This window comes from Achromobacter semiaridum, assembly GCF_053543755.1.
In genome coordinates this window covers 151,632-177,205 of the sequence record NZ_JBLVOL010000137.1, presented here as the reverse complement: position 1 = coordinate 177,205, position 25,574 = coordinate 151,632, and the positions used below count along the sequence as shown (strand labels likewise).

The following is a 25,574-nucleotide window of genomic DNA, read 5'->3' as shown; positions in this document are numbered from 1 at the left end:
GCGGGCGACGGCTCTGGCCGCCGCCATCGCCGAGACCGACGCACCGGTGACAGCCACCGCAACCGGCGCCGACGTTGCGGGGACCGCCGATGTGACCGGCCAGGCCGTCGCCATTGCCGTGACGGGCAACCTGGAACTGGCCGCGCCGGTCAGCACCGAAACGCCATCGGCCGCGCTGAACGCGTGCCTGCGCGAGAACGGCGACTGGTACGGCGTATCGCTGGCCAGCCGTGTTGAAGCGGATGTGCTGGACGCCGCCGAATGGGTGGAATCGAACGAGCGCCTGTTCGGCGTATCCAGCGCGCAGGCCGGCATCATCGACGCCGCCGTGTCCAACGACATTGCGTCGCGCTGCCAGCAGAAGCAGTATTTCCGCACGCACGTGTGGTACCACGGCCAGGCCGATAGCGAAGCGTTGGACGCCGCCGTCGCCGCCAACCGCTTCACCTTTTATCCGGGTGGTGAAACCTGGGCCAACACGCGGCTCTCGGGCGTGACCTACGACAGCCTGACCGAAGGCCAGGCGCTGGCCGCGCATGCGAAAAATGCCAACACGTTCGAGCAGATGCGCAACTTTGCCGTGACGCAAAACGGCAAGGTCGCCGCCGGCGAATGGATCGACGTGATCCGTGGCCGCGACTGGCTGGCCGAGCAGGTCAAGATTAACGTGGCATCGCAGCTGATCAACGCCAACGGCAAGGTGCCCTACACCGACGCCGGCATCCAGGTCCTGGTCAACGGCATCCGCCAGGCATTGCTGCTGGGCCAGAGCCGTGGCTTGGTCGCGCCCGACGAAATCGATGACGCGGGCCGCAAGATTCCCGGCTTCGTCATCAACGTGCCGCGCGCGACCAGCGTGTCGTCCAACGACAAGGCCAACCGCATTCTGCGCGACCTGAGCTTCAGCGCCCGCCTGGCCGGCGCCATCCATGTTGCCGAGATCAAGGGCAACCTCACCTACCAACAACTGTAATCGAGGCATAACCATGTCAGTCAAAACCTACGCACCCAACCAGGTCAAGATCGTGATGGGCGCGCTGCCCATTTCGGGCCTGGCAGAAGACACCTTTGTCACCGTCACGGAGATCGGCGAAGGCATCGCCTCGGTCGTCGGCGTCGACGGCGAGGTGGCGCGGTCGATGTCGCGCGACTCGCGCCTGCGCATCACCTTGACGCTGATGCAGACCAGCGCCAGCAACGCCGCCTTGACCGCGCTGCACCAGGCCGACCGCGCCACCGAGGGCAACGGCGCGGTACCGATTTCCGTGACCGACCTGCGCGGCACGTCGCTGCACGCCTCGGATTCCGCGTGGATCGTCAAGATGCCCGACGCGGGCTACGGCGCCAAGGTCGGCAGCCGTGAATGGACGATCGAGACCGGCCCGGCCATCCACGTCATCGGGGGCAATAGCTGATGAGCGCCATCAAGGAAGTAAGCGTCGGATCGACCGTCTTTCGTATTTCACGGTTTGATCCGTTCCGCCAGCTCAAGCTGTTGGGCGACCTGCAAAAAGAAGTGCTGCCGGCCGCCGGATCGATGCTGACCTCGGTGTTCAGCGCGGACGGCGCCGGCGAAGGCCGCGACGAAAACGCGATGCTCAATGCGTTCCGGGAACTGTCGGCCAAGCTGGGCGGCGATGCGCTGGCCGGCTGGGCCGAGCGCCTGATCGACCCGGAGCTGGTCAGCTTCGAACTGGCCGGCCGCGAGCCGCAGAAGCTGACGCCGGCGCACCGAGGGCTGGCGTTTGCGGACTATGCCGAGATCCTGGAGTTGTTGTTCCACATTCTTGAGCACAACTTCGCCGGCCCTTTGGCGCGTTGGGCCGGCCGCTTTGGTCCGGCCCGCGCGACGTTGGCGAGCCTGTCGGGCGGTTCGACGCAGGCTTCGAACGAGAGCTGATCATCTGGCGGCCCATCCTGGCCCGCCATGTCAGCCTGGACGCCGTCAAGCGCGGCGACGTCGATCTGCTGGACATCCTGAAGCTCAACGCGCTGATGGACGCCCAGCAGGCCGCGCAGGCTGCGGCAGATAACAAGGCGAGGTAACGATGATCGTTGTACGAGAGGTGGTGACGCTGCTGCGCTACCAAGTGGATCAATCCGGGCTGCACGCCTATCGGCAGGCGTTCGAGTCGACGTTGCAGGCCATGGTGGCCGCAAGCGTCAGGGCGGGCGCCGCGATGCGCCAGGCGCTGGCGGATGTGTTGCCCGGCGTGCCGAACGCGCCGCAAGCGAAGGCAGGGCCATCGGCAAGCGCGCGGATGCCCGGCGCGTGGATGACGATTGCGCAGATGACCGTTGCCCAGATGGCGGTCGGTCGGATGGCCGTTGGCCAGATGGCAAGCCCGCGGACGGCAAACGGCCAAGCCGCAAGGGGTCAAACCGCGAATGGCCAAACTGCTAATGGCCGAACTGCTAATGGCCGAACTGCTAATGGCCAAGCCGCAAGCGGCCCGGCCGGACACAGGCCTCAAGGCATTCCGGCGCCTCGCCAGCACGCCGCGGCGTTAGGCGGTCTGCGCGGTGCCATCCAGCTGACGCTGGGCGCGTCGCCGCTCAAGCGCGTCCTTGGCGACATCGACGCGTGGGTGCAGATCCAGGCGCGCTTGCTGCAAGCAGCCGGATCGGACGGGAACGCAGTGCAAGCCGACCGCGATCTTGCCCGCGTCTCACGCACCAGTGGCACGCCGTATGCCGATAACGTCGACACGTACGCACGGCCGGCGCGGACCTTGCAAGACCATGGACGCACGCGGCAGGAAGCCACCGGCATCACGGAAGCCGTGGCGTTGAGCATGCGCCTGTCGCAAACGCCGGCTCAGAACCGGGACGGCATCGTCACGGCACTGACGAACATGGTCGAGCAAGGCCGGTTGGACCTGGGGCAATTCAACGCCTTGCCCCAGCGCATGCAGGACGCATTGGCCGCAGGGCTCGATCTAAGCCGTGGCCAGCTGCGCGATCAAGTGCAGAGCGGCCAGGTCACGACGGATCGGGCGTTGCCGGCATTGCAATCGCAATTGCCGGCCATGCGCACCGAAGCCGAGGGCGCGCCCGCGTCCATCACGGCAGCAATGACGGTGTTCAACGACGCCATGCAGCGCTACCTGGGGCAGGCCTTGCCGGCGGGTCGCGGCGTGTTGAACGGCGTCGCGACGTCGATCCTGTTTCTGGCCGACCACATCGACGCGGTCGTCAAGCTGCTTGCCCTGATGGGGGCCAGCATTGGGCTGGTCTCGCTGGGCAACGGGCTGCGGCGGGCTAGTGCGGTGTCGGGCGGCCTGTTTCAATCGCTGATCGCGGCGACACGCGCCGCCCTCGGGTTGGATGCCGCGATGGCGCTGCGCGGTGGCCCGGCCGGCGCCATGCGGATGCTGTCGGTGTGGACGCGGTCGATAGCACCCATGCTGCGCATGGCGGCGGTGTTGAGCACGATCTATCTGATCGGTGAAGACATCGCCAGTTGGCTGGCCGGGGGCGAGTCGGTTATGGGCGGCTGGATCGGCGGCGTGGAGGAATGGCAGGACGAGCTTGATGCCGTGTCGTCCGTGCTGACGGTCGTGAAGGACTTGCTGGGCGGTGCGGGCGAGGCGCTGGGGCCGTGGATCCAGCGCTTCGGGTCGATTGCCGTGATGGTCTATGGCCTGTGGCAAATCCTGTCGCCCGTCGGCGGATTCCTGCTGAACCTGGCACGGGTCGTGGTCCCCATGTTGTGGAACGCTTTTGCCATGACACCGATCGGCCGGATCATTTCGCTGATCGGCATACTGGCCGTCGCGCTGTGGCAAATCTGGGAAAACTGGGACGTCATCAAGGCGTACATCTCGGCATCCTGGGATGCGCTGATGGCGATGGCCATGGACTCGTTTCTGGGGCCGGTCATCGAATACATCGGGGCCATCTGGAAATTCTGGAGCGGTCTGGTCAGCGGCGTGATCGCGGCGTTTACCGGTGACTGGGACGGGGCCATCGCGCATTGGGCGGGCGCCTTCAACGGCTTGTGGACGTTTTTCTCGGACATGGGCGGCCGCATGGTCGCCACCGTCAAGGAGATCGGCCGCGCCATCCAGACCTGGGTGATCGACAAGGCGCGCGCGGCAAAGAACTGGCTCAAGAGCTTGCTACCGGGCCAATCAGGCCCCGACGCCGGCAACCAGGCGTCGGTGATGGACGGCTGGTCGCCGGACGCGGCGCCAAATTGGTTGACGACGGCAAGCAGCGCAGCGGGGCTGGTCGTGCCGCCTGTGTCCGTGATCGGTCCTGTACCGACGCGCATCGGCGCCCCATTCAGCTTTCAAAGCAGCAACAACTTCGTCGTGAACGTGGCGTCCGGCGATCCTCTGGTGGTGAGAAAAGCGGTTGCGGAAGGCGTGAGCCAGGGGCAGCAACGCAGTCTTCAAGGCCTGCCGCACTGGTACGACCTGACGCCCGGCGTCGAAAGCCCAGGATAGGAGCCCTAATGAACTTTGTTTCCATGATCTTTGGATGGAACGGCGGCAGCAGCATCGGCACCTTGCCGCTGGATGCGCTGGTCAACGAAACCACCCAGCTCAACAGCCGAACCACGTCATTCGCTGTGGAAGACGGCCCGCCGGTCACCGACCACGTGGGCCAGGAGCCCGAGCAACTGACGCTGACAGGGTGGGTGACTGCCGCCGACATCAGCTTGCTGGGCGGCTTCCGGAGCGCGGCCTTGGGCGCCGGCCGGTCAAAGCTGATCGGCGCCAAGGACGCGCTGCGCAAGATCCATGCGGATCGTCTGCCCATCACCATCACGACGGGGATGGACGTCTACGTGGACTTCGTGATGGAAAGCTGCTCCATCGGCCGCACCAACACGGCGGGCGACCGTTACGAGTTGTCCGCCATGTTCAAGCGCATCCGCAAGGTGACGTTGCGGCAGGCAGACATTCCTCCGGAAAAAACCTCGGGCAGCGCGAGGGGCAAGGCCGGGTCGACCAAGGCCAACGCGGGCAAGCAAAGCGGCGTGCCCGCCAGCCCGAAGCAACGCGACACTTTCAACTCGGCAAAGGGTTTGAACCCATGATCCAGATACTCGTACCGGACGCCAACGACAGCCTTATCGAAATGGAGCTGGACGGCATGACGGTGTTCTTGCGGCTGTCCTGGAACAGCGAGGCCCAGCAATGGGTGCTGTCCATCGAGAACGCGTACAACGAGCTGGTCGTTGCCGGCATCGCCGTGGTGCCGGACACGCGCTTGCTGGCGGGCTACCGCCATCTGCCCGTGCCCCCTGGCGAACTGGTGGCCTTGGCGCCGGACCGTCGCGACACCATCAGCCGGTCGGCGCTGCCGTCGGGCGAAGTGGCGTTGCTGTACGTCAACGCGGCAGAGGTGGTTGATGGCAAGGTTTGATCGCGTCTACCGCCTGCTGGTCGGCAAAAGTGGCGCGCGCGGCCTGGAAATCATGCCCCCGATGCGCATCACGTTCGATATCGCCAAGACGGCGGCCGAAGAGCCCAACGACGCCAAGATCAGCGTGTACAACCTGGCCGAGCAAACCCGGCGTTCATTGGAAGAGCCCGGCTTGCAATGCGTGCTGTATGCGGGCTATGCCGAAGAGGGCGGCCCCTTGTTGATGGCGTCGGGCAGCATCGTGTTTGCCTATACGCGCTATGGGCCGCCGGACGTCGTGACTGAGTTGACGGTCAAGGACGGCTACATCGAAGTGCGTGATACGGCGGTGTCGATCGGCCTGGGCCCGGGCGCGCGCGCCCGCGAGATCATCCGCGACATTGCACGGCAGATGGGCTTGCCGCTGGTCATGGCCGACGACGTGCCTGACCGTCGTTGGGAGCACGGGTTTTCTTTCTACGGCGCGGCGCGCACCGCGCTGCACAAAGTGACGCAAGGGACCGGGCTGGAATGGTCGATTCAAAACCAGCAATTGCAGGTGGTCCAGCGGCTGGGCACCACGCGGCGCCAAGCCGTTGTGCTGGCCGTGGACAGTGGCCTGCTGGGCCAACCCGAGCGCACGCGGGAAGCGGCCACTGAAAAGGCGAAGTCGAAAGGCAAGGCGTCGGCGCAGGCGGGTGCGAGCGCGCCCGCTGCCCGTGCCGCGGCGGCCAAGCCGGCCAGCGCCCAGCAACAGCGCGACGGCTGGAAGGTCAAGTCGCTGTTGCTGCCCACCATCAGCCCCGGCGACCTGGTCAAGCTGGAAAGCCGGTCCGTCCAGGCGTTTCAACGCGTTGAAACCGTGCGTCATACCGGCGATAGCGAAGCCGGTGATTGGCAAACGGAGTTGACGTTGGTGGATACCCAGGTCGCGCCATCCAAAAAGGAACAGACATGAGCAATGCGGTAACCCTTATCCGCCGTCTTATCGCCACGGAATTGGCGGACATCTATACAACGCTGCCCGGCGAAGTGGTCGCGTATGACGGCACGTTCGTCACGGCGCGCCCCACGCTGGCCAAGCGGCTGGCCAATGGCGAAGTGCTGTTGCCGCCCCAGGTGGTGCGCGTGCCGGTGTGTTGGCCGGTAGGCGATGTGCACGGCGCGCAGGCGTTGATCTCGGTGCCGCTGGCGGCGGGCGATGCGATCAAGCTGTCTTTTTCCGCCCGTGCATTGGAAAACTGGCTGGGCGGCGATAACGGCCCGCCGGACGATCCGCGCCAGTTCGATTTATCCGACGCGTTCGCCTCGCCGCTGCTGCGGCCGGGCACGATGGCGGCGGACACGCAGAACGTCAGCATCCAGTACGGGCCGGGAACGTTGAAGTTGTCGCCCGCCGGCGACCTGAGCTTTCATGTCAAGACGTGGACGGTGCAGGCGGAACAGACCACCTTCAACACGCCGGTCACGATCAACGGACCGCTGACCTATACCCAGGGCATGGCGGGCGAGGGCGGCCAGGGCGGTGCGTCGATGCGCATTCGGGGCGGGGTGGCCTATGAAGGCGGCGCGATCACTCATAACGGCACGAATATCGGCGACGCGCACCGTCACCCCTACGCGGGTGGCACGACCCAGGGGCCGCTGTGATGGCACTGGACCTTGCTTTATCTCCCGACCGCGATCTGGACCTGGACCTGCTAGGCCGCGCGTCATTCGTGGATGGCGCCGACCGCATCGCGCAGCAGATCAACACCACCTTGCTCGCCTTCATGGGCGAGTGGTTTCTGGACACCACCTTTGGCGTTCCTTACTTCGAGGACGTCCTGGTGAAGTCTCCCGACCGGTCCGGCATTGAAGCCATCTTCCGTGCCCGCATCCGCGCGGTGCCCGGCGTGACGCAGGTCAGCGCGATGCAACTGCAACTGGAACGCCAACTGCGCGTGCTACGCGTGACCTACCAGGTCGACACCACCTTCGGACGACTGGAACGCGTGATCTTGCTTCAAGCGTCTTAACTCCCCTTAACTTTGTCGAGGTAACTATGGCCTACGGTGTCACACCGGACGGGTTCGTCCGACCACGCCTGCCCGAAATCCGCCAGGAAATCGTGGCCGACTTGCGCGCTCGCATGCAATCGGCCGGGTTCAATGGGGCGGTGGAAACCCGCCCGGACAGTATTACCGGCCTGCTGATCGACACCTTCGCGGAACGCGAAGCCACGTTGTGGGAGCAGGCCGAAGGCGTCTACTACGCGATGTATCCGGGTTCGGCGACGGGCGTCTCGCTGGACCGCGCCGTGTCGTTTACCGGCGTATCGCGCTTTCGCGACGAGCCGTCGCGCGCCTATGTGGTGCTGTATGGCGCGGCCGGTACAACGGTGCCAGCCGGCGCGCAAGCGCGGCATCGCGTCAGCCAGAACTTATGGGCGCTGGACAGTGCCGTGCAAATCCTGCCGGGCGCGGCGGCGGATGTGACGCTGCAACCCGCCGTCGCTGCCCAGACCGCCTATACCGTGTCGATCGACGGCGTGGACTATGCCTACACCAGCGGCGTCACGACGAATTTGCCGCAGGTGCTGGCGGGCTTGGTGGCCGCACTGAATGGCAGCGGGCTGACGGTGTCCAGCGACGGCGTCTCCGTGCGGCTGCACACGGACGGGCGGCAAGCCGCGTCGTTCGCGTGGTCCGCCGCATTGTCGCTGGTTCGTCTGGGAGCGCCCGGCCTGATGACAACGGTGGACGCGTCGGACGAAGGGGCCGACGTGGGCGACCTGAACGGCATCGTCACCCAGGTAGACGGGTGGGACGCCGTCAACAATCTGCAAGCGGGCGTGGCGGGACGCCTGGCGGAAAACGCCGCCCAGCTGCGGGCCCGCTACACCACCGGCCTGTTCCGCCTGGGCGCGGCAACGCTGCCCAGTATTGCGCCCAACGTGCGCGACCGCGTGGCCGGCGTGCGCGTCGTGAAAGTCTTCATGAACAGCACCGACGTGCCGGACCCGCAGGGCCGCCCGCCGCACAGCGTGCACGTGGTGGCCGACGGCGGCCTGGACGACGAGGTGGCCGATGCCATCTTTCGCGTGGTGGCGGCGGGCATCGATACCCACGGTCAGCGCCAGGTGGTGGTCAAGGATGAAGAGGGCGCCAACCATCTGATCCGTTTCGACCGGCCTGAACGCGTGTACCTCTGGGTGCGTTGCGCCACCACGCTGCTGCCGCCCTCCGAGCAGGCATTCCCGCCCGACGGCTTTCAGCGCATTGCCCAGAGCCTGGCGGCGGTGGGCGAGGGCTTCTCCATCGGCGAGGACGTCGTCTTGCAACGGCTTTACGGCGCCATCTTTCGCACGCCTGGGCTGGCGTCCGTGGACCTGGCGCTGGCTTTCTCGACCAACCCGGCCTTTACGCCCGCGCCCTCGGATTTTCGCGCGGCCAACGTGGCGATCCAGGATTTCCAGGTGGCGGCGTTTGATCTGTCGCGCATCGAGGTGACGTGATGGATCTGCACCAGAACCACGGGCAGGTTGCCTGGGGCCATTGGCTGGGCCAGTTTCAAACCAAGCGGCGGTTGGAGGCGCTGGTCAAGGCGCTGCTCAAACCCGCGGACGGGCTGCAAGGCGCGCTGCGGGCGCTATACGAAGACCGCTGGCTGGACACCGCGGTGGGCAGGCAGTTGGACGGCATCGGTGAGATCGTCGGCTTGCCGCGCGTGATTGATGAAGCGATCTACCTGCGATTTTTCGGGTTTGAAGGGCAGCCGAGCGTCGGCGGCTTCGGCCAGGCGCGATTTCGCCGCGCCAATGAACGGCCGGTGGCCGGCTCCACCGCGCTGCTGGATGCGGAGTATCGGAAGCTGCTGTATTGGAAGATCGCCTTGAACAACGGGCACGGCACCACGCCGGAGATCGCCCGTTCGCTCAAGCCGATCTTCGATGTGACCCGGGTCGTTGTGCAAAACGCCGGCAACGCAAAGATCCGCATCTGGGTCAGCCGCATTCCCGGCCCCAACGATCCACTGATGGGCAACCCCTACAAGTGGGTACCCCAAGCCGCCGGCGTCGGCGTGCAACTTATCACCGGCTCGACCGACAAGCCCTTCGGCTTTCGCGAGCAAGGTTTCTTTGGCTTTGGCGTCGGCGTCCTGGCGCGAGGGATTTACTGATGGCAGACCCCACTTTCTTTGACCTTTTCAAATCGACCTGGGCACAAAACGGCCTGACGGAAAGCATCACCGATCAGCAGTACAAGACCGGCTGGTCGTTCATCGGATCCGTGCCGCCTTCGGTCGAGCAATTCAACAAGGTGCAGCAGACCACCGACGAACGACTGGCGTGGCTGTACAAGCAGTTGGACGGCCTGGCCGAGGTCACGGGCCGACCGCTGGCGGCCACGAGTTCCGATGCATTGAGCTACGCGCAGCAGAACCTGAACGCCGCGAACCTGAAGACCGGCACGGTGCCGGTGGCGCGTCTTTCCGGCACGGCCACGTCGTTAACGGCGGGTGCGGCGACGAAGCTGGCAACGGCGCGCACCATCGCCGCCACCGGCGACGCCACGGGTGCCGGTTCGTTCGACGGGTCCGCCAATCTTTCCCTGGGCCTGACGCTCAGCCCCAGCGGCGTCACCGCCGGCAGCTACGGCAACGCCAATGCGGTGCCGACGTTCACGGTGGATGCCAAGGGCCGCGTGTCCGCGGCCGGCGAAGTCGCCATTGGCAACGCGACGACGGCCACAAAGCTTGCGGCGGCGCGCACGTTCTCGGTCTCGGGCGGGGCGACGGCGGCCGGCGTCAGCTTTGACGGGTCGGGCAACGTGGCGCTGAACGTGACGGCGCTGGATGTCTCGAAGGCATCGGCCGGCACCTTGCCTGTAGCGCGCGGCGGCACGGGCCTGACAACCGTGGCGGCAGGTTCATATGTGGCGGGCGCGGGAACCGGCGCGCTGGTGCCCCGCACCCCAGCGCAGGTGCTGGAAGACATCCAGGCGCTGCCCAAGACCGGCGGCGATATCAGCGGGCCTTTGGTGCTTGGCGCGGGCGCGGCGATCGGCGCCCAGTACGGAACGAATACCGCATCGGGACGCACCGCGCATGTCCTGCTGCCGGATGGTGGGGGTTATTCCACGCATACCGGCACCGTGGTGGGCGCGATGAAAATCACGTTGCCCGCCGCGGCGGTCGGCGCGAACACGATGCTGCGTATGCGCGTGGATGTGTTCGAGTACCTGGACGGCGTGCCGCCGGTGTCGTTGTTGATCCATGGCTACGTGCAAACAACGAAGGCATGGGCACGCTGCGGGGCGACGGTGCTGGCGGGCAGCGCGGCTTCCGATCTGCCTGTCAGGTTCGGTTCGGACGCGGCGGGCCTTCCATGCATCTGGATCGGCGACACAACCAAGTCCTGGTCATACGCAAGCCTGACCGTGTCGGAAGTGCAAGCCAAATACAACACCTCCGGCGCGTCGGTGGCTGCTTGGGGCGCGGGTTGGAAGGTCGAGCCGGTAACGGCGTTTGAGACCGTGTCGCAGACCTTGGCGAGCGGCAATCTGGCTTTCGGCCGTGCGGATATCGCCACGGTAAACGGCCTGCAGGACGCTTTGGAGCTGAAAGCCAATGCAGCCGTATCACTTCTGGCTGGCAACGGCCTGAGCGGCGGCGGTACATTGGGCGCCAACCGCACTGTGGCCCTGGGCACACCGTCCAAGCTGAGCGCCGTGACGACAAACGCAGTCACGTCGACCAGCCACACCCATGAACTGGATACGCAAACCGCCCCAAACGACGCGACAGCTGGGCGGATTCTGACCCTGGGTAATGCGTTCGGGCTGGGGGCGGATAATCCGTTGAAATCGGTGAATCTGAACTCGGTGATCGCTCCCGGGCTGTACGGCCAAAGCGTAAGCAGCGATGCAACGCTGCCGAGAAATTATCCGGTGCCGCTCGCAGGGACCTTGTTGGTCGGTTCAGCCGGCCAGACTATCTCTACGCAGATGTACACGGTCTTCAATTCAGGCGCGACGTATTCGCGTGCCAGATACGGCGAGACGTGGTCGCCTTGGCAGCGAGGGATCTTAGAGAATGATCTTGCGTCTGCGACACAGTCCGGTCTGGTGAAGCTCGCAACAGCGGATCAAGCTGTGGCCGGCGCAGACGGTTCGTCTTCGATGACGCCTCTGACCGCTGCCATAGCGGTTAATGCGCGTCTAGCGACCGATGTATTGGCGCAGGCCGGCAACGACAATTACCGGCTCCTGACGCCGCAGCTGATGGCGCGGGCGTTCGGTGGCCCCAACAGTCGACTGGAGGGACAGGGGTTCCAGCGGCTGCCAGGGTCGGGAAATCTCGTCATCCAGTGGGGATCTTCAGCAGGCTATGACAGCTACACCATTGCTCCTTATGTCCCCAGCTACATCCTCGGTTATGTAGCGACATGCTATGGCAACGTAGGATCCGCTGCATCGGCCGCATGGTGCGAGGTCAGCCTTATTGAGTCAGCCACGAAAATGCAGATCGCTGCCTACCGACCTGGCCCCGGTGGAGGAGCCATTGCCGCGCCTAGGGGCGTGCAATGGCTACTGTTCTGCTTGCCACGATAACGAAACGAGGAAACGACATGAAATGGATGTTTAGCGCGTCGATGCAAGAGTTCTACAACTTGGCCGGCGAACCCGGGGATCGCCTACCCGCAGATTGTGTCGAAGTGAGTACGACACTGGCGGAAAAATTGCTTGCGGAAATAAAAAGCGGCGATCGGCTGCTCATCGTCCGGGAGGACGGGCGGCCTTCGACCGTTCCTAGAATCGTATTCAGCCCGTCGGAATTGATGTTCTTTCATACCGGTATCAATAGCGCGGCGGCGATTCCCTCGGATTCTGTGCCCGTGAGTGTTTCTCTGGCCAACGATATTCAGGCACAGCTGGCTCTGGGCCGAGTCATTGCGGCTGATCCTGATGGGCAACCCATTACATTGCCGCGCCCTCCCGAGCCGCAAGAGGCTGTTGCTACTCGCGCACTCGCTCAACGCGACGCGTTGCTTGCGGAAGCAGCGATTCGTATTGCCCCGTTGCAAGATGCGGCGGATCTTGGCATCCCTTTCGCTGGAGAGGAGGCGTTGCTTCAAGCCTGGAAACGCTACCGGATCGCGCTGAATCGGGTCGAATCCGACCCGGGTTTTCCGCGGAATGTCTCGTGGCCGACGCGGCCTGAAGCCGTCGTCTAGCGAACGCTCGTCTCGACAGGTCTTTTTGTCTATGGAGGTCGTATGTCCGATTGGGAAAGAACCCTTGCATGGCTGGCCGGCGTAGGCGCGCTGGTGGCGGTTGGCCGTGCGCTAACAAACAAGGAAGAACTGCCGTGGCGTGTGGTGGCCGGACGAGTGATTCTCGGAAGCGCTCTGTCAACCGTGGTCACGCTGTTGCTGATTCCGTATCCGACCGCGCCGATGCCGGTATTGGTCGGCGCCGGGGCGGCTGTCGGCATCCTAGGCGAGCAGGTGCTGGAGGTTGCTGCGCGGCGGATCCTTGCATTCAAACTTGGAGGCGGGGCGAAGTGATTATGTATTGGGCCCCCTTCGGGTGTAGTGCGTCAGCGGACAAGTTGAGAGGCGCCTATGGACCTACACGCGATTTGTGATTACACAGTTAGCCCTGCCTTGACGCTGCTTCCGCCCGCGATGGACACGCCGCAGGCCCGCGTTCTCTTGCTGGCTATCGGCTTGCAGGAAAGCCGCTTTCTGCATCGTCGCCAAGTGGGTGGACCGGCCCGAGGCTTCTGGCAGTTCGAGCAAGGCGGTGGCGTGCGAGGCGTGTTGACGCATGCTGCCACTTACGGACCTGCCCGCCGGTTCTGCGCCGCCCGCGACGTGGCGGCCACCGCGGACGCCGTCTATTCCGCCCTGGAGGCCGACGACGTGCTTGCCGCCGGCTTTGCGCGTCTGCTCTTGTGGACCGACCCGCGTCGTTTGCCTGACGTGGGCGACGCCGACACCGGCTGGGCGCTGTACCTGCGCACCTGGCGCCCCGGCAAACCGCATCCGCACACCTGGCACGCGCTGTATGCCCAAGCCATGGCCGCTATCGGGGAACCGCATGTTCGCGTGGCTTGAACGGTTCAAGACCCTGGCGGTGGCCGCGTTGGCCGCGAGCGCCGTGGTGCTGCTGGCGTATCTGCGAGGGCGCAGCGTGGGGGGGCGCGCCGAACGCCAGGGGCGCGACACGCAAATCAATCGGCAGGCCGAGCAGGTTCGGCAGGAGGTAAGGGATGTGCAACATCAAACGGCTCGGATGGACGATGCTGCCATTGCTGACGAGCTTAAGCGTGACTGGGTGCGCGGCGCCGGCCCGGGTGGGCGTTGAGTATTGCGAGCACGCGCGGCCCGTCTTCTTTGAAACGGCGGCGCAGGTGGATGCCACGCCGGCTTCCGTCCGGCGGCAGATCCGGGATGGCAATGCCGTCTGGCGCCGGCTGTGTGACGGGGCGCCATCATGACCTAGTCCATATTGCGCGATATGGCTCTGTCCGGCTGGGCCAAGAAGGCGCACGATAGCGGTTCTGAAATGTCTTTATCAGGATGCCATCATGAATGCTCGCCTTGACTATGCCAAAGCTTCGCCCGACGGGTACAAGGCCTTTGGCGGGGTATATGTTTATCTTCAGCACTGCGGCCTGCCCAAAACCTTGATTGATCTGGTGTTTTTGCGGGTGTCGCAGATCAACGGATGCGCCTATTGCATCGACATGCATTCGCGTGACCTTATCAAGCAGGGCGTGACCGTGGACAAGCTGGTGCTGGTGCCGGTGTGGCATGAAGCGGGCGCGGTGTTCACGCAGCAGGAACGCGCGGCGTTTGCGTGGGCGGAAAGCGTGACGCGCGTGGCTGATACTGGTGTGCCGGATGAGGACTATGCCGCGGCCGCCGCCGAGTTCAGCGACAAGGAATTGGCGGACTTGACCTATGCGATCGGGCTGATGAATGCCTTCAACCGCCTGGGCGTCTCGTTCAGGGCGACGCCGGCCGCCACGAAGGCGGCTGCGCGGGCGGCGGATTGAAGGATGCGATCTGTCGTCAGTCCAGATCGATGACGGAAGAGGTGTCCGGCGCATAGCCGTTGGCCTCTCTGTCAGCGCCTCTATCGGACCCGGCCCGATCGGAAGCTTGGCGTCTTTCTTCGGGCGCATCAGCCGGCGCGCCACCTAATTGGCCCGCTTCCAGCACTTTTATCGTGCCATCCACCGTGCCGACAACCAGCGATTGCGCGTCGGCATCCATGGCGAAGATCAGCGTTGGCAAGCCGTCGACCCGCACGCGGGCATAGCGCCGCAGCACGCCGGTTTGCGCGTCGATCAGTTGCAGCGAGCCGTCAAGAAAGGCGGCCGCGATCAGGTTCAAGGCGGGCATGTGCACGATGGCGCTGGGCGATGCGGGGATGGGGCGCCGCCAAAGTTCGCGATCCCGGCCCAAGGGCTTGCGGTAAATAAAGCCGGAGTAGGGCGCGCGCACGTTGGGCGAATAGTGCTTGCCGCCGATGACCAGGCCGGGGCCCAGAGCATCGTCGACGTAGGCGCCGCACAGTTCCATGGCGTGGCTGGCGGCATCGTTGCTGGTTTTTAAAACCGGCCATAGCCGGCGCACGGGGCCATCGGGTTGCACCACGCACAGGGTTTTGCGTTCGTGCGAACTGGCGGGCGTGCCTTGCAGCAGGAATAGACAGGGCGCGTGGCGGATGCGTAGGTAGTGGTTGAAGCAGTCGTAATGGCCAAGGTCTGGACGATGCTCGACGCCGGTCGCCAGGTCCAGCAGCACATCGCGCGCCTGTCCGGGGGCCGCCGTAACCCGGTTTTGGCGGCCCAGGATCCGGCCTTGGGGCGTGGCGGAAAACGTGAATTCGCCGTCATAGGCGCGCGTCAGTTGCAGGCCGGCGTTGGTGGTTGTGTGGGTGTGGGCGCTGGCATCCGCACCGGCGCCGGTGTACGTGTACAGCCGCGCGTCCTGCCTGCCCACAATTTGGCCAGCCTGGCCGGTCTGGACGACATGCACCAGTACGTCCTTGCCGGATGTGAGGATCTCGACGCCGTGGCCCGCGCCGCTGTGGGTGGCAAGGCGATCGCCGTTGCGGTGGTGGACCTCTAGTTGGCAGCCCTCGTGCACGGCGGCGTAGCGGTCGCGATCCAGCCAGGCCACATCCAGGATGGCCCCCCGGCGCGTCCATCCGGCTACTCCGAACCACGCTTGCAGGCGCGCTTCCAGCTGCTGGACATCTGGGGCGCGCAAGGCTTGCGCGCGCAACTCGGCAGGGACGCTGGGGGCTGCATCCACGTTCACGTTCAGCGCTTGCGAACCGGGGCAAGGCGCTGGCGCTTGCACGCGGAACAAGGCGTCGAAGGCGTCGCGGGCATCATCGCCGTCGTCCCACGGCCGCACCCACGCTTCGATCTGGTCGCCCGCCGCGTTGTAATGGCATCGCACCACTTCGGGAACCTGGTTGTACAGATGAACGCCGTGCGTCTCGCGCCAGTCCCAGACGATGAGTTCGCCTTCAAACAAATAGCCGCCGTCGTAGCTGCCGCCGCCAATGGCGACTGTCGTGCCGGTGGGGTGGAACGCCACATCGTTGACGGGATAATGCAGGTCGTCAAAGGCGGCGAAGGGAACGAGCGAATCGCGGCGGTACAACGCTACCCGGTAGCGCAAGGTGCGCCCGCCATAGGCGGCGCGCGCGCGCGGGTGGGCCAGTAACGCAAACGTGGACGCCACCGCCGCCACATCGCCCGCCGCGTTGAAAAACACGCCGTTGATCTTGCCGCTGCCGCGTAGCCCTGGGGCGGGTGATGTTGTCATGATGCGCGCGTGAAAAAGCTACGAAGGATCGATGCCCGGCACGCCTTGCCGGATCGCTTGAGAGAATCCCGGGGCATTTCCGTGGGCGCGAGCGCGCTCTGTGTAGCGGCCCCGTTCGCGGTATTGCGCGGCGCTGTCCGCGCCTTGCAGCACGTTCAAATCAAAGAAGTACTCGGGCAGATACCCCGACGCCAGCTGGCGATAGTCCAGCGGCAGCCCGGGCACGATGCGCCGCGCCATCTGGAACACGATGGTGGTGCAGTTGCCCGTCACGGTGTGATAGAAGCGGGGCGTGTCGCGCAGCCGGTTCGCGCTGTTCACATACGCCAGGAATAACGAACGCGCATTGTCCAGCGGCATGTGGATGCGGTACAGGTAGCTGTCTTCGTCACGCACGTTGGTGCGCACGCGCAGGCTATCTTCTTCGGTCGAGGCGATCAGGCTCAATTCGTATTGCTTGAAAAAGCCGCCGATCTCGGAAAAGCGGTCGCCTTCCTTGCGGCGGATTTCCACCGAGAAAACGACGTAGCGATCCTGCCCGAATCCGAACGACACCAAGGCGTGGGCGATGGCGGGGCGGCCCCAGTACGACAGCGCAACGTCCACCGATTGAAGTTCGTCCAGCGCGTAGCGGCGCGTTTCCCATCTGGGTGTGAAGTCGGTGCGGCTGCGCCAGTCGAAGTTGCGCACGTTTTGCAGCGTGACAACGTTGCCATCCACCTGCCCCAGGGTCTGCCGTGAGACTTCGGGCATCCACGGCCGGTCGTTCGACGCGCGCAAGCGTGCCCACCATAGGCCCAGCGCCAGCGCGACCACTGCAAAGCCATAGCCGGCAGGGCGCCACGTGGGCCAGACCAACCCGGCCAGGGCGGCGCAAGCCAGCATCAACCAGCCCGCGGTCAGCAAGCCCCTTGGCGCGCGGGCCAACGGCGCGCGTATCCACAGCGCCAAGCCGCCCCAGGCGGCGACCAGCGTGATGGTGATGCCAAGCAAAATGGATGCGGTCATAGGATCTCTAGGCGTTCGAGGCCGCCAGAGTATGGCCGGGCTTGATTTAAGCCGTCAATTGCGCCGGGGAGGTCGGCGCGGGCCCGTCATGGCGACGGGCGGCGGCGGGGCCGATCCGGGACGGGCAACGCCGCAACGGCGGCGCGCGTCCTGGTCGGCAACATCATGAACGCGCCCGGCTTGCGGCCGTCGGTTCTTTTTTGGCGCGCGGTTTAGGCGCGGGTTTCTTGACTTCGGCAGGAGCGTCGAACTCCTGTTTGTTGCGCTCACCACGTGGGGTGTTTTCCGGATGAGGCTTGGGAAAGGCCCAGGGCTTCGTTTTCTGATCCATTGCATGTACTCCTTGCACAGGCGGAACAGTAGCATTAGCCGTGGCTGTGAGTAAGTGAGGGTTGACGTCAATATTCATCACATCGTGATTTTTTAAGAAAAAAGTTCGGGTTTGGACCGGGGCGGCGTCGGCGATGTTCCCCGATGGCGACACGTCGTCGGCAACGAGACGAAAGACGCCTCTGCATGCGGCGTGCCCGGCGCCGATCATGCAATGCCGGCCCACGCATCCGGTTTGGAAACGCCACGCGTTCAAGCTCAAGGCGTGGTCCTGTTGGCCCGTCGCCCTGATGGAATGGCGCGGCGCGCGCGCTGATGAATCGATCTTTGTTTGGTCCAGCGCAAAACGGGTTGCCGCCGCGCGAGTCGAAGACGCTTATAAGCGTGGCATCCGGCCGCAGCCGACCCCAAAGATCGGACGCATGCACCATCCGGGCTGCGGGATTTTACGCAAGTTGCGCGGCGCGTCGATCTGAGGGCTGGCCGCAACAGATTCGAGGGGTTAACCCTGTCAGGGCCTGGCGCTCATCCTTTTTTGATGGCGAAAGCGCGCGGCGCGTTGCATGCGCGGCGCTACGATGGAAAGCGTGCAAAGGGAAAGCGTGCACATAGGGAGACAACTATGGACACCGCCAAGGATTGGTACGCCGCTGTCCGGGAATGGCAGCGCGCCCGCGATGAACTCACCGCGGCCATCGCCGCCATCAAGTGGCCCAGCCCCACGCCCGGGTGCCTGGAAAGCTACGACCGCGCCTACGCGCGCGAGACGCAGGCGCGGGAACGCATGAACCAAGCCTACGAGCGTGTCCGACGATAACGCTGTCCGCGCACGCCCTGCCGGGGTTGCCGAAGTGGCTCTATAAAACAGTAAAGCGATGGCCCTGTGCATGGGGCCACGATGGCGTTATGTTGTGTTTTTCCCTGACAACGCCTGGCCCACCATGTATCTGCCATCCGCTTTTCGCGAAGACGACCTTGCCGTCCAGCACGACTTTATCCGCGCCCACCCGTTGGGCGTCGTCATGACCAGCGGCGAGGGGGGCTTGATGGCCAACCACATCCCCTGTCTGCTCTATCCCGAAGGCGACCATGGCGTGCTGCGCCTGCACGTGGCGCGCGCCAACCCGCAGCTTGCACATTTGGCGGCCGGGCGGGAATGCTTGATCGCGTTTCATGGCGCACAGGCCTACATCACGCCGTCCTGGTACGCCACCAAGGCGCAGACGCACAAGGTGGTGCCGACGTGGAATTTCGTGGCGGTGCATGTGTGGGGCACGCCGGTCATCCAGGATGATCCCGCCTGGTTGCGCGCGCAGCTGGAAGCGCTGACCGCCAGCCAGGAAAAGGCGCGTGCACAGCCCTGGAGCGTGGACGAGGCGCCGGCGGATTTCATCGCGGCGCAGATGCGAGCCATTATCGGAATCGAGATCCCGATATCGCGCATCGAAGGCAAATGGAAGGTCAGCCAGAACCGAACGCCGGCTGACCGCGCAGGCGTGGCGGAAGGGCTGGTGAACGAGGCCGGCGATACGGTCATGGCTGCGCTGGTGGCGCGCCGGGGCCCGCCGGCTTGATCGTGGCGGGCGGCGTACGGCGCACCGCCGCCTGGCCGCTGCCAGCGGCAAAGCAGACGATGGCAGCGGCCTGCAACAGGGCCGCCGCCGCCAGGAAGCCGACCATGGCGTGTCCGCTTGCATCCAGCACGGCGCGCAGCAAGCCGAACAGCGCGGGCGCGAAGGCATAGGCGCCTTGCGACAGCGCGACGATCAAGGGCACGACGCGCAGGCTGTCCTCACGCGCGAATTCCATTTGCGCGATCAGCGGCGGCAACGACGTGGCATTGCCGATGCCGGACCCGAACAGAATCACGCCCAGCCACACCGCCCACATAGCGTCGGGGGCCAGCATCAGCGTTAGCGACCCGCAGATTTGCACGGCATAGGCCGCGCACGCCACCTTGCGTCGGTCGGTGCCGGCCGGCATCAGCGCGCCTACCAGCGTGCGCCCGACGATGGCGGCCGCGGTGGCCAGCCCCATCGCCAGGCCGGCGGTCTGCGCGCCGAGCAAGGGCGCCAACAACGACAGCAGGTGCGCGATCAGCCCGATCTGGGCAAACAAGCCCAATGCCATGCCACCGGCCAGCGTCAGAAACGCGCGGTCGTGCCACAGGCGCGACACGCGGGGCAGCGTGGCGGACGCCGGCGGCGCGGGCGCATCCGTGCTATCGCCGTCCGGCAGTTGGCCCAGCTGCTGTGGCGTTACCGCGAACACCTTGCGCGACAAGACTCCGATGACGGCGACCATGGCCACGCCCACCCACAACGCGGCCTGGGCGAAGCCCGCCTGCGCAATCAAAAATACCCACAGCGGTGAAAACACAATGCCGCCCACGCTGGCGCCGTTATAGGCCATGCCCAGTGCGGACGGGCGACGCCGCACGAACCACGGCGCGATCAGCGCATTGACCGCGGCCGCACCCAGGGCCACCCAGCCCATGCCGCTAAGCACCGCCGCCCCATACAGCTGCCATGGCGATGCGGCCATCGACCACCCGGTCACCCCCAAGGCCAGCAGCACCGCGCCGCCGAACGTGGCCCCCGCCACGCCGATGCGGCGGTACAGGCGCGGCAGGTTGGCAACGACGATCGTGCCGCTAAGAAAGTGCAGGGTGACGGCGCCTGATACCAGCGCGACGCTCCAGCCGGTGCGTTGCACCACCGCGTGCAGGAACACGGGCGGCCCGTAAAAACCGACGCCCCAGCCGAAGACGGCCAGCACAAAGGTGGCGGCAAGCACTTTCCAACCGAAGAACGAAGATGACTTGGGCATGGCTTTTCTGATTTGTCCGGATGTCATGTTGCGATAGGGCGCAGTATGCTTACGCCTTGCACACAACACTTTGGTCCACAGCGAATCATGGAATCCAAGTTCGCCGACATCAATCTTTCCGCGGTGGCCGGCGCCATTGCCGACCCTGCCCGCGCCCGCATGCTTTGCCTGTTGCTGGACGGGCGCGCGCGTACCGCCACTGAGCTGGCCGCGGCCGCCGATATCGGGGCGTCCACCGCCAGCAGCCATTTTCAACGCTTGCGTGAACAGGGCCTGGTCGACATGGCCGTGCAGGGCAAGCATCGCTACTATCGGCTGGCCAACGGGGACGTGGGGCACGCGCTTGAGGCCCTGCTGGTGGTGGCCGGCGCCGACCGCGTACCGTTCAAGCCCAGCACGCCGACCGCGCTGCGCGACGCGCGCACCTGCTACGACCACATGGCCGGCACGCTGGCCGTGCGCGTCCATGACGCCATGGTGGCCCGCCAATGGCTGGCGCAGGACGGCCGCGATTACGCGCTGACACCCCTGGGCGAAGCGTCGATGGCGCAGATTGGCGTTGACGTTGCCCAGGCACGCCTGCGCCGCCGGCGTTTTGCATGCGCGTGCCTGGACTGGAGCGAGCGTCGGTCGCACCTGGGCGGCGCGCTGGGCGCGGCGCTGCTGGACGCCCTGATGCAGCGCGGGTGGATCACCAAGGACCTGGATTCCCGCGCGCTGTCCGTCACGCGCAAGGGCGCACGGCAATTTCCGGCGTTCTTCGGCATGCCGGACGCGTATGCCGACGACGGTTTGATGCAGGGGGATGCGCATGCGGCGGCTTGATCGAACATAGCCATTCCAGCCGCGAATGCGGCTTTTTTTTCGTCGGCCGTGGCCGAAGCCCGGCGTGTGCGGGGCCCGTCTTCAAGCTGTGTTGAACATGATCCCCCCGACCTTTTTTTCCCATTAGCCTTATCAACGTTTTTCAGGAGGTGGCCTTGCCTACCCTGGCGCTGCGCGCAATTTGCTTTCCCGCCGGTTTGATTTCGGAACTACGCATCGACGTCAATCACGCTCCCGAGGAAGTTCAGAACGAACTGGACGCCATTCATCAACGGATGCAGCGGCCGTCGGACCGCCTGTATGCGTTGCCGGAGGTTCATACCGACATCCCCGGCCTGGTGCTGCGTTATCGCGAAGCCGATGGCGAGTACTACGTGTACGTGGTGGATGTGCGGCGTGACCGCGTGGCCGGCTATACCGTCTTTAATCGACTGATCGAAGTGGGCAAGCGGGCTGACCCCTATGTACGCGCGCCGCATTCGAAGTACGCGCCGGCGTATCAGGGGATGGGCCTGGCCACCGCCGTGTACCGCTGGGCGTTGGATGCCGGCCTGTGCATCATCAGCGGTGCCCGCCAGTCGGTGGGTGCGCATCGCCTGTGGATGGGGCTGGCGGCGGACTACGAACTGGGGTTTGTAGACCTGCGCAAAAAGCAGCTTGGCTATCTGGGCAAGGCGGTTTCGCAGCGCGTGCAGGAAGACTTGCACACGCGCATGATCCTGCTGGGACGCGGCTGGGCCCTTCCGGAATACATGCGCCTGACGGGCATGATTTCGGTCAAAGAGGCGATTTCGCAACATGACCTAGGGTAATCCCCGTAACGCCTTGGCCGGGGGGCGGTGCGCAAAAGCGTCGCCCTTTCAAACCCCGCGCCCCGCTTGGCGTTGCGCCGATCGCCACGATTCGGCTACGTCTCACCCGGAAACGGGGACGCAATTGTTGCCGTGCAACAATGTTTCTATTGGCTGCCGAGGTTACAAAACATATCCGGACTGTCATCAATGCCGGGGTATGCTCATTCGCAGAACGAGGGCATCCGAAAGTGCATCAGAACAATTTGATCTACAAGGGATACCGGCTCACGGCCAAGGTGTCCCGGGGCGAGGACGCTGACATTTCAGCGTTGCAAAGCGGCCCCGTATTCATTGCATCGGTCATGGTGGTTCAGGCCGGCGCCGTCCTAGAAGGTGGCGATGAATATCCGGTGCCGCGCTTTGCGGACGGCGGGTTCGTCTATAGCCCGCGCGAAGCCGTGCACGCGGCCATTTTGCATGGCCGCGAAATCGTCGACGGCCTGACGAACATGCCGTCCTAGCCGGAAAAGACTTCCCGCCAATCGCGAGTCTTGGCCAGCGTCTGCACCGTTGCGGATTGCTCCAGGATGGTCACGGCCTTCTTGAATTCCTCGGCGGTAGCGCCGTCTTCCAGGATGACCATGCGCGAATTGCGCGCATCCGCCATCTTGACGTCCGACATCTTGCCGTGGGTTTGATAGACCTGCGTCCAGTCCATTTTCTTGCCGGCCTTCAGCGCAATCGGCTCGATGTAGGTCAGCGCCGTGCTACCCGCCGCACGCACGGCGAAGGCGAAGTCGGCGGTGTGGCCGCTGCTGCCCTTGGCGCGCGCGCCCTTGACCATGCGATTCACGCCCACGCCCTCGGCCAGGGCGCGGCCCACCTGGGCACGAAACCGCAGCTGGCTGAAACGGGGCATCCACTTGGCGCACTGGAACGACAGCGCCATCGCCAGCTTCACCGCATCCCACAACGCTTCCTGCAATTGCTCGTTCGGGCCGGTCGCCACAATGGCGCCGTCGCGGTCGAAGTGCGCCAGGCTGACGCCGGGCGTTTCATTGAGCATGTCGATGCGCTTGGGGCCGATTTCGATGCCGTAGCTGGACGCGTGCATCGAGGTCTCACAGGCGTCGGTCAGATAGAAGGTGGCATCGTCCGGATGCGCGATGAAGAAGGCGGCGTGCTGTCCATCCAGCCCCAACGTCATGGGGGCGACGGCGCGTATGGCGTGTTCACCGGCCGGCAGGACGGTCCAGCCGGAGGCTTCCAGAAAATTGCTCATAGGATCAGTTCGATTTGGCGGCCTTTCAGGGGATGCGCAAAACCGCCCACTAGCGTGAGGTTCGCCCGCGGCAGGAAATACTGCATCAGCGCGCCGATGGTGTGCAGGGCGGGCACGATAGGCTCGGCATAGCCTTCGCCTTCGTCCTCCCAGATATGTTCGTGGCTGCGATCCGCAAGCGGCTTGCGAAAGTGCGGCCGGCCTTCGCCCACCAGGCTGGTATGGAAAGAGTCATCGGTATCGACACCGAACACGCGATGCGGGCCGACAAACAAGCTGGCGCAAAACGCTTCGGTGAGAAAGATCGTGGCCTGGCCGTGCACCACGGTGCGCGCGCCGCGATAGGTCACGCGAAAGATCACGTCGTCGCGCGCGTCGCCCTTGACCTTGCAGGGGCTTGCGAATTCCATCCACTGGATGTTGTTGGCCGCGGGCTTTGGGATCCAGGAGATCGGTTTTACGGTTTCCTTGGGTTCGGCAAGAATCTCTTGCACCTCATCAACGGTAATTAACGGTTCGAACTTGTTGGCCATAAAACGAATCTAGGGTCTTTGAATTGCGCTACCAATGCGCTCTGCCGCTCGCGCCGCGGCGCAGGTGCGCGTGCGGGCAAACAGGGCGAGGGGGCGTAATCTTACAAGATGGAGTCAGTGCAAACCCGCAAGCTGTATGGATATACAGCTTGCGGGCCGGGCGCGATGTCCGATTTCAGCGCCGGGCTACAGCGCGCTGGCGCCGAAGGTGTCGCACTGCTTGATGCTGCCGCTTTCCAGGCCGCGCTTGAACCAGCGCACGCGCTGGGCCGACGAGCCATGGGTGAAAGAGTCCGGCACGGCATAACCCTGCGCCTGCTTTTGCAAGCGGTCGTCGCCGATGGCGGTGGCCGCGCCCAGCGCTTCCTCGACATCACCGCCTTCCAGGATATTGCGCGCCGCGTTGGCCCGCTGCGCCCACAGGCCGGCAAAGCAGTCCGCCTGCAATTCCATGCGCACCGACAAGGCGTTGGCCTGCGACGGGTTGCGCCGGCGCAGCTGGTCGACCTGATCCGAAATGCCCAGCAGATGCTGCACGTGGTGGCCGACTTCGTGCGCGATTACATACGCTTGCGCGAAATCGCCGGGCGCCTTGAAGCGGTTTTGCAGTTCATCGAAGAACGCCAGGTCGATATACACCTTGCTGTCGCCTGGGCAGTAGAAGGGCCCCATTGCGGATTGGCCCGTGCCGCACGCCGTGGGCGTTGCGCCGCGAAACAGCACCAGCTTGGGCGCGACATATTGGCGGTTCAAGTCTTTTTGAAAGATGGCGCCCCAGGTGTCTTCGGTTTCGCCAAGCACCTTGGCCACGAAGCGCGCTTGCGGGTCGTTGACGGGAGGCTTGGTCGCGGGGGCTTCTTGCGTGGTGGTCGGGCCTTCGGCCATTTGCAGGACGACGCTGGGGTCCACGCCAAAATACATGGCCACCAAGGCAAGTACTATCGTACCGATGCCAATGGTTCCACGACCGCCGATACGGGGACCGCTGGCACGTCGGTCTTCCACATTGTCGCTTTCGCGCGAGTCATCGAGGCGCATACTGTTTCTCCGGGCGGGTCGGCGTTCCCGCCATTTTGCATCGCCGCGCTTTACTTGGCGGCATTCAAGAGTGTTAGGATAAACCCATGGCTCTGTATTTATCTATTCATCCTGCGAATCCTCAACCTCGCCTGCTCAAGCAGGCAGCCCAATGGCTGAACGATGGGGGCCTTGTGGCCGTACCCACTGATTCCAGCTACGCCGTTGTCGCACGGCTGGACGACAAGGACGCCGCGGACGGCTTGCGCCGGCTACGCGGTCTGGACGAAAGACATCACCTGACTTTGCTGTGCCGCGACTTGGCTGAAATTGGCCATTTCGCGCGCGTCGACAACAAGCAATACCGCCTGCTGAAGGCCGCCACGCCCGGTCCGTGGACCTTCATTCTGGAAGCCACCAAGGAAGTGCCGCGACGCGTTTCGCATCCGTCGCGCAAGACCATCGGCATACGTGTGCCCGATCACGCCGTGATGCTGGGCCTGCTTGAGCAAGTCGGCGCGCCGCTGTTGTCCACCACGCTGATCCCCAAGGACGAAACCGAGGCCTTGAACGACGCCGAAGCCATCCGCGAACGCTACGACCATCAGCTGGCCGCCATCATCGACGCCGGCGCGTGCGCGCAGTCTCCCACCACCGTCATTGACCTCACCAGCGACGATCCCGTCGTGGTGCGCGTGGGCCGCGGCGACCCGGCCACGCTTGGCCTTGCCTGATTTCCCTATTACTGTTTTGCCCTTGCGTGCCGG

At 64.7% G+C, this 25,574-nt stretch carries 31 protein-coding genes; 24 read left to right on the top strand and 7 right to left on the bottom strand.

Annotated features, from left to right (window positions below; genetic code table 11):
- The 17 genes from ACNPP0_RS29270 to ACNPP0_RS29190 form a co-directional block, all read left to right on the top strand.
- Positions 1-973 (top strand): DUF3383 family protein (locus ACNPP0_RS29270; protein ID WP_448707852.1); only part of this gene is annotated, 973 nt, incomplete at its 5' end.
- Positions 974-986: 13 nt separating this feature from the next.
- The gene (locus ACNPP0_RS29265) at positions 987-1,415 is read left to right on the top strand and encodes a phage structural protein (protein ID WP_332611796.1); all 429 of its coding nucleotides are present in this window, start codon (positions 987-989) and stop codon (positions 1,413-1,415) included.
- Positions 1,415-1,900, top strand: coding sequence for a phage tail assembly chaperone (locus ACNPP0_RS29260; protein ID WP_332611798.1), 486 nt, complete (start codon positions 1,415-1,417; stop codon positions 1,898-1,900). The genes ACNPP0_RS29265 and ACNPP0_RS29260 overlap by 1 nt, the downstream gene beginning before the upstream one ends.
- Before the next feature lie 148 nt (positions 1,901-2,048).
- Positions 2,049-4,451, top strand: a complete 2,403-nt coding sequence (locus ACNPP0_RS29255; protein WP_448707851.1) for a tape measure protein — start codon at positions 2,049-2,051, stop codon at positions 4,449-4,451.
- Positions 4,452-4,459: 8 nt separating this feature from the next.
- Positions 4,460-5,047, top strand: coding sequence for a phage baseplate protein (locus ACNPP0_RS29250; protein ID WP_448707850.1), 588 nt, complete (start codon positions 4,460-4,462; stop codon positions 5,045-5,047).
- Positions 5,044-5,376, top strand: a complete 333-nt coding sequence (locus ACNPP0_RS29245) for a phage baseplate plug family protein (protein WP_332611802.1) — start codon at positions 5,044-5,046, stop codon at positions 5,374-5,376. The genes ACNPP0_RS29250 and ACNPP0_RS29245 overlap by 4 nt, the downstream gene beginning before the upstream one ends.
- Positions 5,363-6,313, top strand: a complete 951-nt coding sequence (locus ACNPP0_RS29240) for a phage protein (RefSeq protein WP_332611804.1) — start codon at positions 5,363-5,365, stop codon at positions 6,311-6,313. The genes ACNPP0_RS29245 and ACNPP0_RS29240 overlap by 14 nt, the downstream gene beginning before the upstream one ends.
- Positions 6,310-7,005, top strand: coding sequence for a Gp138 family membrane-puncturing spike protein (locus ACNPP0_RS29235; protein ID WP_448707849.1), 696 nt, complete (start codon positions 6,310-6,312; stop codon positions 7,003-7,005). The genes ACNPP0_RS29240 and ACNPP0_RS29235 overlap by 4 nt, the downstream gene beginning before the upstream one ends.
- Positions 7,005-7,373: a contractile injection system sheath initiator gene (locus tag ACNPP0_RS29230; protein WP_448707848.1), complete on the top strand. Its 369-nt coding sequence runs from the start codon at positions 7,005-7,007 to the stop codon at positions 7,371-7,373. The genes ACNPP0_RS29235 and ACNPP0_RS29230 overlap by 1 nt, the downstream gene beginning before the upstream one ends.
- Before the next feature lie 26 nt (positions 7,374-7,399).
- Positions 7,400-8,851, top strand: a complete 1,452-nt coding sequence (locus tag ACNPP0_RS29225; RefSeq protein ID WP_448707847.1) for a hypothetical protein — start codon at positions 7,400-7,402, stop codon at positions 8,849-8,851.
- Positions 8,851-9,516: a baseplate wedge 1 family protein gene (locus ACNPP0_RS29220; protein WP_332611810.1), complete on the top strand. Its 666-nt coding sequence runs from the start codon at positions 8,851-8,853 to the stop codon at positions 9,514-9,516. The genes ACNPP0_RS29225 and ACNPP0_RS29220 overlap by 1 nt, the downstream gene beginning before the upstream one ends.
- On the top strand, positions 9,516-11,948 hold the full coding sequence (locus ACNPP0_RS29215) for a pyocin knob domain-containing protein (protein ID WP_448707846.1): 2,433 nt from the start codon (positions 9,516-9,518) through the stop codon (positions 11,946-11,948). Before ACNPP0_RS29220 ends, ACNPP0_RS29215 begins: the two co-directional genes overlap by 1 nt.
- Before the next feature lie 17 nt (positions 11,949-11,965).
- Complete coding sequence (locus ACNPP0_RS29210) at positions 11,966-12,571, top strand: tail fiber assembly protein (protein WP_332611812.1); 606 nt, start codon at positions 11,966-11,968, stop codon at positions 12,569-12,571.
- A gap of 42 nt (positions 12,572-12,613) precedes the next feature.
- Complete coding sequence (locus tag ACNPP0_RS29205) at positions 12,614-12,904, top strand: phage holin family protein (protein ID WP_332611813.1); 291 nt, start codon at positions 12,614-12,616, stop codon at positions 12,902-12,904.
- 57 nt (positions 12,905-12,961) lie between these two features.
- Positions 12,962-13,456, top strand: coding sequence for a hypothetical protein (locus tag ACNPP0_RS29200; protein ID WP_448707845.1), 495 nt, complete (start codon positions 12,962-12,964; stop codon positions 13,454-13,456).
- A complete protein-coding gene (locus ACNPP0_RS29195; RefSeq protein WP_332611815.1) occupies positions 13,440-13,706 on the top strand; it encodes a hypothetical protein in 267 nt (88 codons plus the stop codon). The genes ACNPP0_RS29200 and ACNPP0_RS29195 overlap by 17 nt, the downstream gene beginning before the upstream one ends.
- Before the next feature lie 223 nt (positions 13,707-13,929).
- Positions 13,930-14,400, top strand: a complete 471-nt coding sequence (locus ACNPP0_RS29190; protein WP_332611816.1) for a carboxymuconolactone decarboxylase family protein — start codon at positions 13,930-13,932, stop codon at positions 14,398-14,400.
- Between the two features lie 16 nt (positions 14,401-14,416).
- Here ACNPP0_RS29190 and ACNPP0_RS29185 read toward each other — a convergent pair whose 3' ends face one another.
- The 3 genes from ACNPP0_RS29185 to ACNPP0_RS29175 all read right to left on the bottom strand — a co-directional run bounded on the left by ACNPP0_RS29185 (position 14,417) and on the right by ACNPP0_RS29175 (position 17,528).
- Positions 14,417-16,189 carry a hypothetical protein gene (locus ACNPP0_RS29185; RefSeq protein WP_448707844.1) on the bottom strand — a complete coding sequence of 591 codons (1,773 nt, stop codon included), beginning with the start codon at positions 16,187-16,189 and terminating at the stop codon, positions 14,417-14,419.
- A gap of 18 nt (positions 16,190-16,207) precedes the next feature.
- The gene (locus ACNPP0_RS29180; RefSeq protein ID WP_448707843.1) at positions 16,208-17,197 is read right to left on the bottom strand and encodes an Lnb N-terminal periplasmic domain-containing protein; all 990 of its coding nucleotides are present in this window, start codon (positions 17,195-17,197) and stop codon (positions 16,208-16,210) included.
- A 163-nt stretch (positions 17,198-17,360) separates the two neighbouring features.
- Entirely contained in the window at positions 17,361-17,528 is a 168-nt protein-coding gene (locus tag ACNPP0_RS29175) for a hypothetical protein (RefSeq protein WP_448707842.1), read from the bottom strand.
- 133 nt (positions 17,529-17,661) lie between these two features.
- Here ACNPP0_RS29175 and ACNPP0_RS29170 point away from each other — a divergent pair, with 133 nt between their 5' ends.
- The 3 genes from ACNPP0_RS29170 (at position 17,662) to ACNPP0_RS29160 (ending at position 19,101) form a co-directional block, all read left to right on the top strand.
- Positions 17,662-18,003 carry a hypothetical protein gene (locus tag ACNPP0_RS29170; protein ID WP_448707841.1) on the top strand — a complete coding sequence of 114 codons (342 nt, stop codon included), beginning with the start codon at positions 17,662-17,664 and terminating at the stop codon, positions 18,001-18,003.
- Between the two features lie 146 nt (positions 18,004-18,149).
- Positions 18,150-18,344 (top strand): hypothetical protein, encoded by a 195-nt coding sequence (locus tag ACNPP0_RS29165; RefSeq protein WP_046805965.1) that lies wholly within the window; start codon positions 18,150-18,152, stop codon positions 18,342-18,344.
- A gap of 124 nt (positions 18,345-18,468) precedes the next feature.
- Positions 18,469-19,101: an FMN-binding negative transcriptional regulator gene (locus ACNPP0_RS29160; protein ID WP_332612038.1), complete on the top strand. Its 633-nt coding sequence runs from the start codon at positions 18,469-18,471 to the stop codon at positions 19,099-19,101.
- Here the strand turns inward: ACNPP0_RS29160 and ACNPP0_RS29155 are convergent.
- Positions 19,061-20,356 (bottom strand): MFS transporter, encoded by a 1,296-nt coding sequence (locus ACNPP0_RS29155; protein WP_448707840.1) that lies wholly within the window; start codon positions 20,354-20,356, stop codon positions 19,061-19,063. The two genes, ACNPP0_RS29160 and ACNPP0_RS29155, sit on opposite strands and share 41 nt — an antisense overlap.
- 87 nt (positions 20,357-20,443) lie before the next feature.
- Here ACNPP0_RS29155 and ACNPP0_RS29150 point away from each other — a divergent pair, with 87 nt between their 5' ends.
- From ACNPP0_RS29150 to ACNPP0_RS29140, 3 genes are all read left to right on the top strand, one after another.
- Entirely contained in the window at positions 20,444-21,181 is a 738-nt protein-coding gene (locus ACNPP0_RS29150) for an ArsR/SmtB family transcription factor (RefSeq protein ID WP_332611822.1), read from the top strand.
- A gap of 155 nt (positions 21,182-21,336) precedes the next feature.
- The gene (locus ACNPP0_RS29145; RefSeq protein ID WP_332611823.1) at positions 21,337-21,993 is read left to right on the top strand and encodes an N-acetyltransferase; all 657 of its coding nucleotides are present in this window, start codon (positions 21,337-21,339) and stop codon (positions 21,991-21,993) included.
- 230 nt (positions 21,994-22,223) lie between these two features.
- Positions 22,224-22,496, top strand: a complete 273-nt coding sequence (locus tag ACNPP0_RS29140) for a hypothetical protein (protein WP_332612040.1) — start codon at positions 22,224-22,226, stop codon at positions 22,494-22,496.
- On the opposite strand, the gene ACNPP0_RS29135 is transcribed toward ACNPP0_RS29140, so the two are convergent.
- The 3 genes from ACNPP0_RS29135 to ypfJ all read right to left on the bottom strand — a co-directional run bounded on the left by ACNPP0_RS29135 (position 22,493) and on the right by ypfJ (position 24,828).
- Entirely contained in the window at positions 22,493-23,257 is a 765-nt protein-coding gene (locus tag ACNPP0_RS29135; protein WP_046805961.1) for a hypothetical protein, read from the bottom strand. The two genes, ACNPP0_RS29140 and ACNPP0_RS29135, sit on opposite strands and share 4 nt — an antisense overlap.
- On the bottom strand, positions 23,254-23,790 hold the full coding sequence (locus tag ACNPP0_RS29130) for a hypothetical protein (RefSeq protein ID WP_448707839.1): 537 nt from the start codon (positions 23,788-23,790) through the stop codon (positions 23,254-23,256). The genes ACNPP0_RS29135 and ACNPP0_RS29130 overlap by 4 nt, the downstream gene beginning before the upstream one ends.
- A 186-nt stretch (positions 23,791-23,976) precedes the next feature.
- The gene (gene ypfJ / locus ACNPP0_RS29125; protein ID WP_332611825.1) at positions 23,977-24,828 is read right to left on the bottom strand and encodes a KPN_02809 family neutral zinc metallopeptidase; all 852 of its coding nucleotides are present in this window, start codon (positions 24,826-24,828) and stop codon (positions 23,977-23,979) included.
- Between the two features lie 86 nt (positions 24,829-24,914).
- Here ypfJ and ACNPP0_RS29120 point away from each other — a divergent pair, with 86 nt between their 5' ends.
- Positions 24,915-25,541, top strand: a complete 627-nt coding sequence (locus ACNPP0_RS29120) for an L-threonylcarbamoyladenylate synthase (protein WP_046805958.1) — start codon at positions 24,915-24,917, stop codon at positions 25,539-25,541.
- The last annotated feature ends 33 nt before the right edge of the window (positions 25,542-25,574 follow it).

Bases quoted from the DNA above. Each gene is read 5' to 3' on its own strand.
- ACNPP0_RS29265 (WP_332611796.1), top strand. From the start codon at position 987: ATGTCAGTCAAAACCTACGCACCCAACCAGGTCAAGATCGTGATGGGC.
- ACNPP0_RS29260 (WP_332611798.1), top strand. From the start codon at position 1,415: ATGAGCGCCATCAAGGAAGTAAGCGTCGGATCGACCGTCTTTCGTATT.
- ACNPP0_RS29255 (WP_448707851.1), top strand. From the start codon at position 2,049: ATGATCGTTGTACGAGAGGTGGTGACGCTGCTGCGCTACCAAGTGGAT.
- ACNPP0_RS29250 (WP_448707850.1), top strand. From the start codon at position 4,460: ATGAACTTTGTTTCCATGATCTTTGGATGGAACGGCGGCAGCAGCATC.
- ACNPP0_RS29245 (WP_332611802.1), top strand. From the start codon at position 5,044: ATGATCCAGATACTCGTACCGGACGCCAACGACAGCCTTATCGAAATG.
- ACNPP0_RS29240 (WP_332611804.1), top strand. From the start codon at position 5,363: ATGGCAAGGTTTGATCGCGTCTACCGCCTGCTGGTCGGCAAAAGTGGC.
- ACNPP0_RS29235 (WP_448707849.1), top strand. From the start codon at position 6,310: ATGAGCAATGCGGTAACCCTTATCCGCCGTCTTATCGCCACGGAATTG.
- ACNPP0_RS29230 (WP_448707848.1), top strand. From the start codon at position 7,005: ATGGCACTGGACCTTGCTTTATCTCCCGACCGCGATCTGGACCTGGAC.
- ACNPP0_RS29225 (WP_448707847.1), top strand. From the start codon at position 7,400: ATGGCCTACGGTGTCACACCGGACGGGTTCGTCCGACCACGCCTGCCC.
- ACNPP0_RS29220 (WP_332611810.1), top strand. From the start codon at position 8,851: ATGGATCTGCACCAGAACCACGGGCAGGTTGCCTGGGGCCATTGGCTG.
- ACNPP0_RS29215 (WP_448707846.1), top strand. From the start codon at position 9,516: ATGGCAGACCCCACTTTCTTTGACCTTTTCAAATCGACCTGGGCACAA.
- ACNPP0_RS29210 (WP_332611812.1), top strand. From the start codon at position 11,966: ATGAAATGGATGTTTAGCGCGTCGATGCAAGAGTTCTACAACTTGGCC.
- ACNPP0_RS29205 (WP_332611813.1), top strand. From the start codon at position 12,614: ATGTCCGATTGGGAAAGAACCCTTGCATGGCTGGCCGGCGTAGGCGCG.
- ACNPP0_RS29200 (WP_448707845.1), top strand. From the start codon at position 12,962: ATGGACCTACACGCGATTTGTGATTACACAGTTAGCCCTGCCTTGACG.
- ACNPP0_RS29195 (WP_332611815.1), top strand. From the start codon at position 13,440: ATGTTCGCGTGGCTTGAACGGTTCAAGACCCTGGCGGTGGCCGCGTTG.
- ACNPP0_RS29190 (WP_332611816.1), top strand. From the start codon at position 13,930: ATGAATGCTCGCCTTGACTATGCCAAAGCTTCGCCCGACGGGTACAAG.
- ACNPP0_RS29185 (WP_448707844.1), bottom strand. From the start codon at position 16,189: ATGACAACATCACCCGCCCCAGGGCTACGCGGCAGCGGCAAGATCAAC.
- ACNPP0_RS29180 (WP_448707843.1), bottom strand. From the start codon at position 17,197: ATGACCGCATCCATTTTGCTTGGCATCACCATCACGCTGGTCGCCGCC.
- ACNPP0_RS29175 (WP_448707842.1), bottom strand. From the start codon at position 17,528: ATGGATCAGAAAACGAAGCCCTGGGCCTTTCCCAAGCCTCATCCGGAA.
- ACNPP0_RS29170 (WP_448707841.1), top strand. From the start codon at position 17,662: ATGTTCCCCGATGGCGACACGTCGTCGGCAACGAGACGAAAGACGCCT.
- ACNPP0_RS29165 (WP_046805965.1), top strand. From the start codon at position 18,150: ATGGACACCGCCAAGGATTGGTACGCCGCTGTCCGGGAATGGCAGCGC.
- ACNPP0_RS29160 (WP_332612038.1), top strand. From the start codon at position 18,469: ATGTATCTGCCATCCGCTTTTCGCGAAGACGACCTTGCCGTCCAGCAC.
- ACNPP0_RS29155 (WP_448707840.1), bottom strand. From the start codon at position 20,356: ATGCCCAAGTCATCTTCGTTCTTCGGTTGGAAAGTGCTTGCCGCCACC.
- ACNPP0_RS29150 (WP_332611822.1), top strand. From the start codon at position 20,444: ATGGAATCCAAGTTCGCCGACATCAATCTTTCCGCGGTGGCCGGCGCC.
- ACNPP0_RS29135 (WP_046805961.1), bottom strand. From the start codon at position 23,257: ATGAGCAATTTTCTGGAAGCCTCCGGCTGGACCGTCCTGCCGGCCGGT.
- ACNPP0_RS29130 (WP_448707839.1), bottom strand. From the start codon at position 23,790: ATGGCCAACAAGTTCGAACCGTTAATTACCGTTGATGAGGTGCAAGAG.
- ypfJ (WP_332611825.1), bottom strand. From the start codon at position 24,828: ATGCGCCTCGATGACTCGCGCGAAAGCGACAATGTGGAAGACCGACGT.
- ACNPP0_RS29120 (WP_046805958.1), top strand. From the start codon at position 24,915: ATGGCTCTGTATTTATCTATTCATCCTGCGAATCCTCAACCTCGCCTG.